This window comes from Streptomyces canus (assembly GCF_030815415.1).
GTDB classification, from domain to species: Bacteria; Actinomycetota; Actinomycetes; order Streptomycetales; family Streptomycetaceae; genus Streptomyces; species Streptomyces canus_F.
Window position 1 is genome coordinate 6,351,684 of sequence record NZ_JAUSWW010000001.1, and the last position, 14,533, is coordinate 6,366,216.

At 70.9% G+C, this 14,533-nt stretch carries 11 protein-coding genes and 1 pseudogene; 5 read left to right on the top strand and 7 right to left on the bottom strand.

From position 1 onward, the window contains the following. Positions 1 to 101: 101 nt before the first annotated feature. The 6 genes from QF037_RS29485 to QF037_RS29510 all read right to left on the bottom strand — a co-directional run bounded on the left by QF037_RS29485 (position 102) and on the right by QF037_RS29510 (position 8,216). Positions 102 to 962, bottom strand: coding sequence for a siderophore-interacting protein (locus QF037_RS29485; RefSeq protein ID WP_307030310.1), 861 nt, complete (start codon positions 960 to 962; stop codon positions 102 to 104). A 139-nt stretch (positions 963 to 1,101) separates the two neighbouring features. Next, positions 1,102 to 2,151, bottom strand: a complete 1,050-nt coding sequence (locus tag QF037_RS29490) for an ABC transporter substrate-binding protein (protein WP_307030312.1) — start codon at positions 2,149 to 2,151, stop codon at positions 1,102 to 1,104. A gap of 395 nt (positions 2,152 to 2,546) precedes the next feature. Further along, on the bottom strand, positions 2,547 to 3,707 hold the full coding sequence (locus QF037_RS29495; RefSeq protein WP_307030314.1) for an acyl-CoA dehydrogenase family protein: 1,161 nt from the start codon (positions 3,705 to 3,707) through the stop codon (positions 2,547 to 2,549). Between the two features lie 5 nt (positions 3,708 to 3,712). Then, complete coding sequence (locus QF037_RS29500) at positions 3,713 to 4,657, bottom strand: hydroxymethylglutaryl-CoA lyase (RefSeq protein WP_307030316.1); 945 nt, start codon at positions 4,655 to 4,657, stop codon at positions 3,713 to 3,715. After that, positions 4,654 to 6,570, bottom strand: coding sequence for an acetyl/propionyl/methylcrotonyl-CoA carboxylase subunit alpha (locus QF037_RS29505; protein WP_307030319.1), 1,917 nt, complete (start codon positions 6,568 to 6,570; stop codon positions 4,654 to 4,656). Before QF037_RS29505 ends, QF037_RS29500 begins: the two co-directional genes overlap by 4 nt. Before the next feature lie 14 nt (positions 6,571 to 6,584). After that, entirely contained in the window at positions 6,585 to 8,216 is a 1,632-nt protein-coding gene (locus tag QF037_RS29510; protein ID WP_307030321.1) for a carboxyl transferase domain-containing protein, read from the bottom strand. 86 nt (positions 8,217 to 8,302) lie between these two features. On the opposite strand from QF037_RS29510, the gene QF037_RS29515 reads away from it, so the two are divergent. From QF037_RS29515 to QF037_RS29535, 5 genes and pseudogenes are all read left to right on the top strand, one after another. After that, on the top strand, positions 8,303 to 8,899 hold the full coding sequence (locus QF037_RS29515) for an SACE_7040 family transcriptional regulator (protein ID WP_307030323.1): 597 nt from the start codon (positions 8,303 to 8,305) through the stop codon (positions 8,897 to 8,899). Positions 8,900 to 9,174: 275 nt separating this feature from the next. Beyond that, positions 9,175 to 10,623, top strand: coding sequence for a helix-turn-helix domain-containing protein (locus QF037_RS29520; protein ID WP_307030325.1), 1,449 nt, complete (start codon positions 9,175 to 9,177; stop codon positions 10,621 to 10,623). A 179-nt stretch (positions 10,624 to 10,802) separates the two neighbouring features. Further along, positions 10,803 to 11,960, top strand: a complete 1,158-nt coding sequence (locus tag QF037_RS29525) for an acyl-CoA dehydrogenase family protein (RefSeq protein WP_307030327.1) — start codon at positions 10,803 to 10,805, stop codon at positions 11,958 to 11,960. Positions 11,961 to 11,995: 35 nt separating this feature from the next. Then, entirely contained in the window at positions 11,996 to 12,868 is an 873-nt protein-coding gene (locus tag QF037_RS29530) for an acyl-CoA thioesterase (protein ID WP_307030329.1), read from the top strand. A 445-nt stretch (positions 12,869 to 13,313) separates the two neighbouring features. After that, positions 13,314 to 13,742, top strand: a pseudogene (locus QF037_RS29535) (cation transporter); the annotation flags it as partial. Here QF037_RS29535 and QF037_RS29540 read toward each other — a convergent pair. Continuing rightward, positions 13,705 to 14,493, bottom strand: coding sequence for a phosphatase (locus tag QF037_RS29540; RefSeq protein WP_307030331.1), 789 nt, complete (start codon positions 14,491 to 14,493; stop codon positions 13,705 to 13,707). The pseudogene QF037_RS29535 and the gene QF037_RS29540 sit on opposite strands and share 38 nt — an antisense overlap. Between the last annotated feature and the right edge of the window lie 40 nt (positions 14,494 to 14,533).

Here is a 14,533-nt window from a genome sequence, read left to right on the forward strand (position 1 = left end):
GTCGTGACTACGATCACTCCGGCCGCAGTCGTCCCTGTGGGCACAGCAGTCACCGCCGCACGCCGGGGAGTTGCGTACAGCGGTGGGTGCCGCTCGGTGGGTTACTCCGCGGCGCGGAGCTGCTCCTCGGTCAGCCCTTGACGCCAGTAGCCGACGAAGGTGACGCTGCGGCGGTCGATGCCCCGCTCACCCACGAAGTGCCGGCGCAGCGCCTTGATGTGACCGGACTCGCCGGCGATCCAGACGTAGGGGCGCTCGGCGGGCGGGAGTTGGGCGTCACGAATGGCGCCGAGGGCCATGGGGGCGCCCTCGGCGTCAAGCTCCTGGTGGTCCCGCACGAGCCAGGTGACCTCGGCGTCGGCCTCGGTCACCAGATCCTGGATGTCCTCGGCGTGCTGCACCTCGAGCCAGACCCGGGCCCGGGTGCCGGCGGGCAGCGACTCGATGATCGCGGAGGCGGCGGGTACGGCGGTCTCGTCACCCCAGACGACGACCAGGTCGGTGTCGTCGGCGGGTCGGAACCGGATCGCCCGGTTGTCGGCGACGGCGGGGCCGAGCAGCAGGACACGGTCACCGGCGGCGGCCCGGGCGGCCCAGCGGGAGGCGGGCCCCGCGGGGGTGGCAGCATCGGGCTCGACGCCGTGCAGGACGAAGTCGATGTCGATCTCGTCGGGGTCGCGCCTCAACTGGCGCAGCGTGTACGACCGCATCACGGCCCGTACGTCGTCGGGGAGTTCACGCCACGCCTGCCACCAGCCGTCACCGAGCTCGATCGGCACCGCGGGCTCGGTCTGCCCCGGGTGCGGCAGGAACAACGACAGCGACTGGTCGCACCCGTTGGAGCAGAACTCCCGCAACTCGTCCCCGGCGAAGGTGACCCGGACCAGGGACGGCCCGAGCCGCCGCGTCCGTATGACCTGGAGGGAGAAGAAACGGAACGGGGCGGCGACGGCGGTGGTCATATCTGCTCCTGAGTCATGAGTCAGGGTGCGGTTGACGTCCTTAGGGGCGCGGGGAACTGCGCGACCAGCCGAGGCCGGTCGGCAGTTCACCGACTACGCGAAGCTCAACGGCGCTGAATCGGCTCTCTCAGCGGAGCGCCTAGCTGACCTTCTTCGCGTTCTCAAGGGCCTCGGCGAGGGTCTCGAGCAGCGGCGTGACCTTGTCGTACGACAGGATCGGCTCGGGCGAACGGGAGACGACCTGCCCCGCCTTCACGGCAGGCAGCTTCTTCCACGTGGCCTCGGTGATGTCGGCCGGCTGGATCGTCGCGGACCGGTCGTCCATCATGATGATGTCGGCCTTGTACTTGTCGACGTTCTCCCAGCTCAGGCTCTCGTACCAGCCGCCGCCCTTCGCCTTGGCCTTCTCCGAGGGCTCGACGAAGTTCACGCCGAGGGCCTTGAAGTACTCCAGGTCGATGGAGAGGTTGGTGCCGGAGACGTAGAAGATGTCCTGGCTGGCGGAACCGGCCAGCACCTTGATCTCGGGCTTCGCCTTCGCGGCGGCGCGCAGCCGGGTGGCCGCGGCCTCGAACTTCTTCTTGGCGTCGGTGACGGAGGCGGCCGTCATGTCGGCGCCCAGCGACTCCGCGAGCTCCCACACGCGCTGCAGCGGCTCGGTGATCTGGCGGTCGTAGACGGAGATGCCGACGCTCGGGGCGAGCTTGGCGATCTTGTCCGCGGAGGCCGCGGGGACGTACCAGAGGGTGCCGGCGTCGTCGAACATCGTGGTGATGAGGACGTCCGGGGCGAGCGCGGCGTACTTCTCGACGTTGAACTGGTCCCACACGTTGCCGAGGATCTCGACCTTGGAGATGTCCATGTCGCCGGCCTGCACGTCGGCCTTGCCGTCGGTGCTCTTGGTCGGGCCGAAGACGCCCTTGACCGAGATGCCGTAGTCGTACAGCGCGGCGGCGACACCGGTGAACGCGACGATGTTCGCCGGGATCTTGTCGAGCTTCACCTCGGTGCCGCGGTCGTCCTTGAAGGTCCAGGGACCGGACTTCTTCGCGGCGGTCGTCTCCGTGTCAGAGCCACCGCTTTTCGCGTCGTCGTCGCCGCAGGCTGCGAGCACGGCACCGAGGCCGAGTGCGCCGCCCGCGGCGAGGATGCCGCGGCGGGTGAGGTGGGTGGCTCGGGCGTTGGACATGTGTGTGGCTGCTTTCGAACGGGGCGGAGCGCCCGCCGGACAAGTTCGAATGTAGGTTAGCCTAACCTCAGATCCTGTCCAGGGGCCGGACCCCTCCGATCGGAAGCTGTGAGAGCCCTGTGGCGTGGGCTGTCGAGGCTCGCGCGACCCAACTCCCTTGAAATCAATACCCGTTGGGCGACTCTGACTCCCGGTCAGGAGGAAGCCGGAGGCGCCGCGCCAGCTCGGTCCCGACACGGCGGACCTCGTCGCCGCGAACCCCGCGCGCGCCCGGCGGTCGCTCGGGCTGCCGTACATGGCGGCGGCACCCGACGACCACCGTCAGGTCCGGCGGACGCGGCGGCGCCTGGGCAGGTGGGAAGGTGCCGGCCCGCCCTGGGCGGGCCGGCACCCGCTCAGCCGACCAGCCCCAGCTCCCGCGCGATCAGCATGCGCTGCACTTCGCTCGTGCCCTCCCCGATCTCCAGGATCTTGGAGTCCCGCCACATGCGGGCCACCGGGTATTCGTTCATGAAGCCATAGCCGCCGTGGACCTGTGTGGCGTCCCGGGCGTTGTCCACCGCGATCGTCGACGAGTAGAGCTTCGCGAGGGCCGCCTCCTTCTTGAAGGGCTCGCCCGAGACCAGGCGGGAGGCCGCGTCGCGCCAGGCGAGGCGGGCCGTGTGGGCCTTCATCTCCATGTCGGCGATCTTGAACTGGATGGCCTGGTTCGCACCGATCGGCCGGCCGAAGGCGTGCCGTTCCTTCGCGTACTTCACCGACTCGTCCACACACCCCTGCGCCAGCCCCGTCGCCAGCGCCGCGATCGCGATGCGGCCCTCGTCGAGGATGCGCAGGAACTGGGCGTACCCGCGGCCCTGTTCGCCCAGGAGGTTCGCCGCGGGGACCCGGACGTCCGCGAAGGACAGCTCGCGGGTGTCCGAGGCGTTCCAGCCGACCTTGGAGTAGGGGGCCGCCACCGTGAAGCCGGGGGTGCCCGACGGGACGATGATCGAGGAGATCAGCGGCTTGCCGTCCGGCTTGCGGCCGGTCACCGCCGTCACGGTCACCAGGCCCGTGATGTCCGTGCCCGAGTTGGTGATGAAGCACTTCGTGCCGTTGATCACCCACTCGTCCGTCTCCGGGTCCAGCCGGGCCGTCGTACGGGTCGCCCCCGCGTCACTGCCGCCGTCCGGCTCCGTCAGGCCGAACGCGCCCAGGATCTTGCCCGAGCAGAGCCGGGGGAGCCACTCCCGCTTCTGTGCCTCGGTTCCGTAGAGGTGGAGCGGCATGGCGCCCAGCGACACCCCCGCCTCCAGGGTGATGGCGACCGAGGAGTCGACCCGGGCCAGTTCCTCCAGGGCCACGCCCAGCGCCAGGTAGTCGCCGCCCATGCCGCCGTACTCCTCCGGGAAGGGCAGGCCGAACAGGCCCATGCGGCCCATCTCGCGGACGATCTCGTACGGGAACTCGTGGTGCTCGTAGTACTCGCCGATCTTCGGCGCCACGACGTCGTGCGCGAACGCCTCGACCGTACGGCGGAGTTCGTCGAGTTCGGGGGAGAGTCGGTGGTCCATCGCGGTCACTGCTCCTTGTGGGACAGGGCTCGTACGGTGCGGGACGGGCTGGGCCGGCCCAGTTGTCCGGCCATCCAGACGCTGGTGGCGACGAGACGTTCGAGGTCGACTCCGGTGTCGATGCCGAGCCCCCGCAGCATCCACACGAGGTCTTCGGTGGCGAGATTGCCGGTGGCGGACTTGGCGTACGGGCAGCCGCCGAGGCCGCCCGCGGACGCGTCGACGGTGGTGACGCCGTGCTGGAGGGCGGCGTAGGTGTTGGCGAGGGCCTGCCCGTAGGTGTCGTGGAAGTGCACGCCCAGGAGCTCCAGGGGGACGCCGTGGCCGGTCAGTTCGGTGAGCAGGGCCCGGACGTGGCCCGGCGTCGCCACGCCGATCGTGTCGCCCAGGCTCAGCTCGTCGCAGCCCATGTCGAGCAGCGTCCGGCAGACGTCCACCACCTGCGGGACGGGGACCGGGCCCTCCCACGGGTCACCGAAGCACATCGACAGATAGCCGCGGACATGGACGCCGGCCTCCTTCGCCCGCGTCACCACCGGTGCGAACATCGCCAGCGCCGCGTCCATCGTGCGGTTGAGGTTGGCCTTGGCGAAGGACTCGCTGGCGCTCGCGAAGACGGCGACGCGGGTCGCCTTCAGTGCCAGGGCGCGGTCCAGGCCGCGTTCGTTCGGCACCAGGACCGGGAGGTCCACCGGGAGGCCGGCGATCTGCGGGAACAGCTCCTCCGCGTCGGCGAGTTGGGGCACCCACTTCGGGTGGACGAAGCTGGTGGCCTCGATCGTCGTCAGGCCCGCGTCGGCGAGGCGGCGGATGAACTCCGCCTTGACCTGCGTCGGGACGGTGCCCTTCTCGTTCTGCAGGCCGTCGCGCGCGCCGACCTCGTGGATGCGGACCCGGGCGGGCAGGCCCTTCTCCGGTACGGCCATGGGCAGCGCCAGGGGGTGTGTCATTGCGTCGCCTCCTCGTGAGGTGCGATCACCGCGAGCATCTGGTCCATGGCGACCGTCGAGCCCGGTGCCACGTCGAGTTCGGCGACCGTGCCGGCGTGCGGGGCGGAGACGACGTGCTCCATCTTCATCGCCTCCACCACCAACAGGCTCTGTCCCGCGGTCACTTCGTCCCCCACGGCGACCTTCACCACCGTCACCGTCCCCGGCATGGGCGCGGTGAGCGAGTCGGCGCCCGCGTGCGCGGCCCCGGTGAGGGAGGCGGCCACCGGGTCGTGGTCGCGCACCTGCCAGGCGTCGCCGTCGCGGCCCAGCCAGTCGGCGGCCCGGTGGAAGGTGTGGCGTACACCGTCGAGGGTGACGTGGACCCGGTCCTCCGTGACGGAGGCGGTGCCGCGCGGGGCGTACTCCACCGGGTCCTGCACCCGCAGGTGGAAACCGACGGGCTTCGGGGTCCCGCCCAGGCGCCAGCCGCTCGGCACCGAGAACGGGTCCGTCCAGCCGTCGCCGTGCGGGCGCAGCGCGTCCAGCCGTACCGCCGCCGCCGCCTCGTACACCTCCTGCGGGACGTCGACCGGGACGAGCCCCGCCACCTCCCGCTCCACCAGCCCGGTGTCCAGTTCGCCCGCCACGACCGCCGGATGGGCCAGCAGCCGGCGCAGGAACCCGGCGTTGGTCTGCACGCCCAGCGTGACCGTCCCGGCGAGGGCGGCCCGGAGCTTGCGGATCGCGGTCGCGCGGTCGGGGCCGTACGCGATCACCTTGCTCAGCATCGGGTCGTACAGACTGCCGACCTCGGTGCCCTCGCTGAGCCCGGAGTCGGTGCGGACGCCGTCGCCCCGGGGCTCGGACAGCCTGAGGACCGTGCCGCCGGAGGGGAGGAACCCGCGGGAGGGGTCCTCCGCGCAGATGCGCGCCTCGATGGCGTGCCCGGTGAGCGTGATGTCGCTCTGTCCGTAGGGGAGTGGTTCGCCCGCCGCGACCCGCAGCTGCCACTCCACCAGGTCGAGGCCGGTGATGAGCTCCGTCACCGGGTGTTCCACCTGGAGGCGGGTGTTCATCTCCATGAAGTAGTACGACGAGGGATCGCCGCCCGGCACGATGAACTCCACCGTGCCCGCGCCCCGGTAGCCGCAGGAGCGGGCCGCCTGGACCGCCGCCTCGCCCATCGCGGCGCGGGTCTCGTCGTCCAGGAGAACGGAGGGCGCCTCCTCGATGACCTTCTGGTGGCGGCGCTGGAGGGAGCACTCGCGTTCGCCGAGGTGGACGACGTTGCCGTGGCCGTCCGCCAGGACCTGGATCTCGATGTGCCGGGGCCGGTCGACCCACCGCTCGACCAGGAGGGTGTCGTCGCCGAAGGAGGTGCGGGCCTCGCGGCGGGCGGCGGCGATCTCGTCGTCCAGGAGGTCGAGGTCCCGGACCAGGCGCATGCCCTTGCCGCCACCGCCCGCGGAGGGCTTCAGCAGGACCGGGGCGCCCAGGGCGCGGGCGGCTTCCGCCAGTTCGGGGTCACGGCCGCCGGGGACCACGGGGACGCCCGCAGCCTCGACGGTCTCCTTGGCGCGGATCTTGTCGCCCATGAGGGCGATGGCGTCGGCGGGCGGCCCGATGAAGACCAGCCCCGCGTCGGCGCAGGCGCGCGCGAAGGCGGCGTTCTCCGCGAGGAAGCCGTACCCGGGGTGCACGGCCTGGGCGCCGGTCCGGGCGGCCGCCTCCAGCAGCCGCTCGGCGGAGAGATAGCTCTCGGACGCCGGGGCCGGACCGATCCGTACGGCGGTGTCGGCCTCCCTCACATGCCGGGCGTCGGCGTCCGCGTCGGAGAAGACGGCGACGCTCCGCACCCCCATCGAGCGCAGGGTGCGGATGACGCGGACCGCGATCTCGCCCCGGTTGGCGACAAGCACTGTGTCGAACATCGTCTTGAATTTCCTCACATCCGGAAGACGCCGAACTGGGGCTGTGCTGGATCCTTTTGGCCCAGCGGCGCGTTGGCGCAGGCGGTCAGGGCCAGTCCCAGCACCTGACGGGTCTCCAGGGGATCGATGACCCCGTCGTCCCACAGGCGGGCCGTGGCGTAGTAGGCGTTCCCCTGACGCTCGTACTGCGCACGGATCGGGTCCTTGAAGGTCTCTTCCTCCGCGGCGGCCCACTCCTCGCCGCGCGCCTCCAGCTGGTCCCGCTTGACGGTCGCGAGGACCGAGGCGGCCTGCTCGCCGCCCATGACCGAGATCTTGGCGTTGGGCCACATCCACAGGAAGCGGGGGGAGTAGGCCCGGCCGCACATGGAGTAGTTGCCGGCGCCGTACGACCCGCCGACGACGACGGTCAGCTTGGGCACGCGCGTGCAGGCGACGGCCGTGACCATCTTGGCGCCGTGCTTGGCGATGCCGCCCGCCTCGTAGTCCCTGCCGACCATGAAGCCTGAGATGTTCTGGAGGAAGAGCAGCGGGATGCCGCGCTGGTCGCACAGCTCGATGAAGTGGGCGCCCTTCTGGGCGGACTCGGAGAAGAGGATGCCGTTGTTGGCGACGATGCCGACCGGGTGGCCGTGGATCCTGGCGAAGCCGGTGACGAGGGTCTGCCCGAACTCGGCCTTGAACTCCGAGAAGCGGGAGCCGTCGGTGACGCGGGCGATGATCTCGCGGACGTCGTAGGGGGTGCGGGAGTCGACGGGGACGGCACCGTACAGCCCGTAGGGGTCGACCTTGGGTTCCTCCGCCGGCTCCACGGACCAGGGCATCGGCCCGCGCGGGGGCAGCGTCGCGGCGATGTTCCGCACGATGCGCAGGGCGTGGGCGTCGTCCTCGGCGAGGTGGTCGGTGACACCGGAGATCCGGGAGTGCACCTCGCCGCCGCCCAGCTCCTCGGCGGTGACGACCTCACCGGTGGCGGCCTTCACCAGCGGGGGCCCGCCGAGGAAGATCGTCCCCTGGTTCCGGACGATGACCGCCTCGTCGCTCATGGCGGGCACGTATGCCCCGCCGGCCGTGCAGGACCCGAGGACGGCGGCGATCTGCGGGATGCCCGCGCCGGACATCCGGGCCTGGTTGAAGAAGATCCGCCCGAAGTGCTCACGGTCGGGGAAGACCTCGTCCTGCATCGGCAGGAAGGCGCCCCCGGAGTCCACGAGGTAGAGACAGGGGAGCCGGTTCTCCAGGGCCACCTCCTGGGCCCGCAGATGCTTCTTCACGGTCATCGGGTAGTACGTGCCGCCCTTGACGGTCGCGTCATTGGCGACGATCACGCACTCGCGCCCGCTGACCCGCCCGATCCCGGCGATGACACCGGCGGCCGGGGCCTGGCCCTCGTACATCCCGTCGGCGGCGAGGGGGGCGAGCTCCAGGAAGGGGGAACCGGGGTCGAGGAGGTGGTCGACCCGGTCCCGGGGCAGCAGCTTGCCGCGCGCGGTGTGCCGGGCCCGTGCCTTCTCGCCGCCGCCGAGCCGGGCGGCGGCGAGCTTGTCGCGCAGCTCCTCGACGAGCTTTCGGTGGCCCCGCTCATTGGCCCGCCAGGCCTCCGACGCGGGGTCCGCCGCGCTGTGCAGCTCCGGTGCCTGATGCATCCCGCGATCCCCTCACCTTGTTAATGAGCGTTAACGTATGTCCTCCAGGTTAACGAGCGCTAACCTCCCTGTCTAGAATTGCCACCATGGCCACCAGAACCGACGCCCCCACCCGCCGCGAGCAGATCCTCAAGGAAGCTGCTCGACTCTTCGCCGAGCGTGGCTTCCACGGTGTCGGCGTGGACGAGATAGGCGCCGCGGTCGGCATCAGCGGACCCGGGCTGTACCGCCACTTCACGGGCAAGGACGCGATGCTCGCCGAGCTGCTGGTGGGGATCAGCGAGCAGCTGCTCAGGGGCGCGAGGCGCCGGCTGGCGGAGGTGGACGGGGGCTCGGCGGAGGACGTCCTCGACTCGCTGGTGGAGGGCCACATCGACTTCGCCCTGGACGACCGGCCCCTGATCACGCTCCACGACCGGGAGCTGGACCGGCTGAGGGACACCGACCGCAAGCTCGTGCGCCAGCTCCAGCGGCAGTACGTCGAGCTGTGGGTGGAGGTGGTGCGCGAGGTGTACCCGGTCCTGACGGAACCCACGGCCCGCTCGGCGGTGCACTCGGTGTTCGGCCTGCTGAACTCGACTCCGCATCTCGGCCGCCCGGGGTCCCTGCCGGGCCGCGGTGTCACGGCCGAGCTGCTGCACCGCATGGCCCGGGGAGCGTTCGCGGCGGCGGGGACGGAGTGACCGCGACGGGGGGCGATGGGTGGCTCGCCCCCCGCCGGCGGCTCAGGTCGTCGCGGGAACGGCCACGACCCGGTCGGTGAAGCCAGCCGGGCCGGGCCGGCATCCCCTCCCTGTCGGCCCGGTGTGATCATGGTGCCGAGCCGGGCGCCCCGATGGCCAGGGGAAGCACGTCCCGTCTCGTCGTGGGACGTCCGCCACACGGATGACCAGGAATGACGCAGACGTGTCGGGACAGGCCTGGGAGGGTGGAGCAGGCCGTCACGGGGGTGGACGTCATGAGTGGACGGGAGTTGGCCACCGCACTGCGGGCTCTGAAGGACCGCAGCGGGCTCAGCTACCGGGTGCTGGGACAGCGGATCTTCATCGGCGGCTCCACCCTGCACCGGTACTGCACCGGCCGCGGAGTGCCGGGGGGCTACGACATCGTCCTGCGGTTCGCCAAGGAGTGCGGGGCGGAGCCGGCCGAGCTCAACGACCTGCTGCGGTACTGGGAGGCGGCGACGGAGCAGGCAGCGGATTCCGGTCTCCCCGCGGCGGTGTCCGCCGTGCCGGCCGGGGCGGAGAGCTGGGCCCAGGCGCCGTTGCCGGTCGCCCGCGAGATGTTCGGCGTGACGATGAACAGTTTCAGCGGGGTCATGCCCTCGTTCCGGGTGGGCGCGGTGCGGTTGTGGGACAGCGAGACCCGCTGGTCCCAACTGGAGCCGGCGCGGGGCGTGTTCGACTTCTCCACCCTCGACCGGCTGCTCGACGGCGCCGAACGGCAGGGCCTGCCGGTGACCTTCGTCTTCGGCGGTACGCCCGGCTGGGCCGCCCCGGACGGCCGCAAGGCCGCGTACCGGGAGGACTGCCGGGCCGCCCCGCCGGACGACCTGGCCGACTGGGACGCCTTCGTCCACGCCGTGGTGCGGCACGCGGGGCACCGTATCGACGCGTACGAGCCGTGGATCACGGCCAACCACGGGCACCACTACAACGGCAGCGTGGAGACGCTCGTCGAGATGACGCGGCGCGCGAGCCGCATCATCCGGCAGTACCGCCCGGACGCGACCGTGGTCTGTCCCTCGGTCACCGACCTGTGGGACGACGCCTCGCACGCGTACCTGCTCCGCTTCGCCGAGGCGGGCGCGTACCAGTACTGCGACGCGGCCGCCGTCAACCTCTTCCAGCGCCGGATCACCGATCCGCCGGAGACCATGCTGGAGATCGTCCGGAAGGTCGAACGGACCTTCCAGCTCGCGGGGTACCACCTTCCGCTGTGGAGCACGGGGACCACGCAGATGATCCAGCTGAACGACCCGCTGGACCCGGACACGGCGGCGAACCACGCGGTCCGCTTCTATCTGACGGGGCTGTACTCCCGGATCGTGGAGCGGATGTATTTCTACGCCTGGGGAAACAGCAAGATCCCCCTGGTCGTCCAGGCCGAGGGTCAGGCCCCCACCAAGGCCGGCCGCCATGTCGAGCGGCTCCAGCGGTGGCTCACCCACGCCGAGATCCGCTCCTGCGGCCGTGGCGCGGAGATCGGGCTGCCCGAGAACGTCTGGCAGTGCGAGGCCCTGACCCCGGGGCTCGTCCGCATCCGCTGGACCCTGTCCGGCACGGCGACCGTTCCGGCGGGCGCGGGCGCGTACCGCGTCGAACACCTCGACGGCACCGCCCGCGAGACCGGCCCCGAGGACACCGTACGGATCACCGAAGAGCCACTGCTCGTCCGGTACCGCTGAGCCGGCGTGACGAGCGTTACGGGGGTGCGCCTCTGGCGCCTCTCGCTACCGGCCGGTACGGTTGAACATGAGCAAGCGCTTAGCCATGGGGTGACCGCAACCACCAATTGAGCAACCCCCACGGCGAGTAACCACATACGCGAGAGCGGCGCCGGTTTAGGCGCAAAGGAGGTGCGGCGGTGCGCCGTACGGTGTTCAACGAGGATCACGAGGCGTTCCGGGAGACCCTGCGGGCCTTCATCGAGGCCGAGGTCGTCCCGGTCTACGACGAGTGGTTCGCAGCCGGCCAGGCGCCGCGCGACTTCTACTACAAGCTCGCCGAGCTCGGCGTCTTCGGTATCCGCGTCGACGAGGAGTTCGGTGGCGCCGGCATCGACTCGTACAAGTTCGAGGCGGTGATGTACGAGGAGACCGCGCGCGCGGGTGTGCAGTTCGGCGGCTCCGGTGTGCACGTCCTGCTCGGGCTGCCGTACATCAAGATGCTCGCCACCGACGAGCAGAAGAAGCGCTTCCTGCCGAAGTTCGTCTCCGCCGAGGAGATGTGGGCCCTCGCGATGACCGAGCCGGGCACCGGCTCCGACCTCGCGGGCATGAAGACCACCGCCAAGCTCAGCGAGGACGGCACGCACTACGTCCTCAACGGCTCCAAGACCTTCATCACCGGCGGCGTCCACGCCGACCGCGTGATCGTCTGCGCCCGCACCTCCGCACCCACCGCCGAGGACCGCCGTCACGGCATCTCCCTGTTCGCCGTGGACACCAAGTCCGAGGGCTACTCCATCGGCCGCAAGCTCGACAAGCTCGGCCTGAAGACCTCCGACACCGCCGAGCTGGCGTTCGTCGACGTGAAGGTCCCCGTCGAGGACCTCCTCGGCGAGGAGAACAAGGGCTTCTACTACCTCGGCCACAACCTGGCCTCCGAGCGCTGGGGCATCGCCTTCGGCGCCTACGCGCAGGCCAAGGCCGCCGTCCGGTTCGCCAAGGAGTACGTCCAGGAGCGCACCGTCTTCGGCAAGCCGGTCGCCTCGTTCCAGAACACCAAGTTCGAGCTGGCCGCCTGCCAGGCCGAGGTGGACGCGGCCGAGGCCGTCGTGGACCGCGCCCTGGAGGCCCTGGACGCGGGCGAGCTGACCCCCGCCGAGGCCGCCAGCGCCAAGCTGTTCGCCACCGAGGTCGCGCACCGCGTGATCGACCGCTGCCTCCAGCTGCACGGCGGCTACGGCTTCATGAACGAGTACCCGATCGCGCGTCTGTACGCGGACAACCGCGTCAACCGCATCTACGGCGGCACCAGCGAGATCATGAAGACGATCATCGCCAAGGACATGGGCCTGTAAGGCTCCCGCAACTACTGGCCAGTAGAAATGACTGCATGAGTCAGGCACTACAGGATCTCCTCGATCTGCTCGACCTGGAGCAGATCGAGGAGAACATCTTCCGCGGCCGGTCCCGGCCCGCCATCGTCCCCCGTGTCTTCGGCGGGCAGGTAGCGGCGCAGGCGCTCGTCGCCGCGGGGCGGACGGTCCCCGAGGACCGCCTCGCCCACTCCCTCCACGCGTACTTCCTGCGCATGGGGGACCCGGGCGCGCCCATCGTGTACACGGTCGACCGCATGAACGACGGCCGCTCCTTCACCACCCGCCGCGTGGTCGCGGTGCAGCACGGGCAGCCCGTATTCGCCCTGTCGGCGTCCTTCCAGAAGTACGAGGAAGGCTTCGACCACCAGACCCCGACCCCGGCCGCCCCCGACCCGGCCACCCTGCCCACCTCGCAGGAGCGGCTGCGCGGCTACGACCACATCGCCCCGGACGTCATCGAGAGGTTCCTCGAGGCCCGCGAGGCGATCGACCTGCGCTACGTCGACGAGCCGCCGTACGGCCGCTTCGGCGAGCCCCGCGAGCCGCACTCCCAGGTCTGGTTCCGCACCAACGGCAAGCTCGCTGACGACCCGCTGCTGCACGTCGTCCTCGCCACCTACGTCTCCGACATGACCCTCCTCGACTCGGTCCTGCTCGCGCACGGCCGCGGCGGCTGGGCGGTCAACGACGTCGTGGGCGCCTCCCTCGACCACGCGATGTGGTTCCACCGGCCCTTCCGCGCCGACGAGTGGCTCCTGTACGACCAGGAGTCGCCGTCCGCGTACGGCGGCCGCGGTCTGGGCCAGGCCCGCATCTACACACAGGACGGACGGCTCGCCATCTCGGTGATCCAGGAAGGCGTCGTCCGCGCACCTCGTGCGCGCTGAGGTGGAAGAGCGCGCCGGACGACGACGGCGGCGAGAGCACACCTGGGATGCTCTCGCCGCCACCGTCGTCACCTTCGGCGGTAGCGCCGTGCCTCGTCGATCTACGACGGGATCCACACCGTTCCTGGGGGCCGGGCAGGAGTGAACCTGCTCAGCCGCACGCCCCGAACGGTCTTGGGCGTACTGGTCCCCGGCGTACTCGACCCCGGGGCGGCGACACGCATCGTGTGCGTGGTCCGGGCCCGGGAGGCCAGTTCCCTGCGCGATCCGGTCACGGGCTACGGCCAGAGGCGGCGGGGAGGCCCCAAACCATCACTCCGGTGGAGCGGGGGCCCCGCACGCTGGCGTCGTGCCCGGTGTCCCAGATCGCACAAATACGTTAGCCCGATCGGCCCACGGCGCCGCAAGCTTGCGAGCCGACCATCACAAGTGAAGGCAACCTCCGGGCGCGCTCCTCAAAGGGCAGGCGCTGACCGCTGCCGCAAGCGAGCTGCTCATCGGCGTCTGGGACGGCATCGCCTCGCTGCTCATCGGCATGCTGCTGCTCTACGTGGCGTGGGTCCTCGGCCGCTCCAACGCCGAGCTCCTGATCGGCCGGCCGCTGCCCGGGCCGATGCGGGAGCGGATCCGGGCCGAGCTGCTGGCCGTGGCGGAGATCGAGGCCGTACTCGAACTGACGACCCTGGTGCAGGGTCCGCGCGAGGCCCTCGTCGCCGCCAAGGTGGATTTCCGGGACGTCTCCACGGCGGCCGAGATCGAGTGGGCCTGCGAGCGGGCCGAGCAGCGGCTGCGGGCGGTGTTCCCGGGAGTGAGCAGGGTGTATCTGGACCCGACGCCTACACCAGGCCCGCCTCCGCCAGAAGGTACGCCGTGAGCGGGTCGTAGTAGCGGGGACTGAGGACGTGGTCGTCGAGGGGGACCGTCACCTGGACGGTGCCCTCGGCCTCGGCGAGGAAGAGCGCCGGGTCGTTGCAGTCGGCGTAACCGACGGAGTCGACGCCGTGCTGGCCGGCGTAGCCCGCCCACCCGTGGTCCGCGACGACCAGATCCGGCAGCGGACGGCCCTCGCGCACCAGTCCCGTGAGGATCGCCTTCATCGGCTCGCCGGAGTGGGTGTGCCACAGCGTGGCGCCGTGCTCCAGGACCGCCACGTCCGCGAACTGCACGACGTAGCCCTCGTCCGTCTGGAGCCCCTCCGGGATGACGACGATCTCGCAGCCGGCGGCCCGCAGCGCGGCGGCGGTGGAGTGGTGCACTTCGAGGAGGCCGCCCGGGTGGCCGGTGGCGAACAGGACGCGCTGCTGGCCGTCGGCGGCCTTGCGCAGCCGTGCCGCCATGCGGTCGAGGCCGTCCACGGTCAGCTCGGGGTCGATGGTGTCCTGGCCGTACCGGTACTCCGGGTCGTCGTTGACACCCACCCGCTCCGCCATCACCGCGAGCACGTCCTGCTCGTCGGTCCAGCGGTCGCCGAGCTCCAGACCGAGCCAGAAGTTGCGGACGCCGTTCGCCAGCTGGCGGTAGTGGGAGAGGTTGTTCTCGCGGGGCGTCGCGACATCGCCCGCGATGCGGGTCCGTACGAGGTGGTCGACGAGCTCGGCGCGGCTGGGGGTCCCGGGTATCGGCATGGTGTCCATTGTGAGGCAGGCGGCTGTGGGCGTGCCCGGT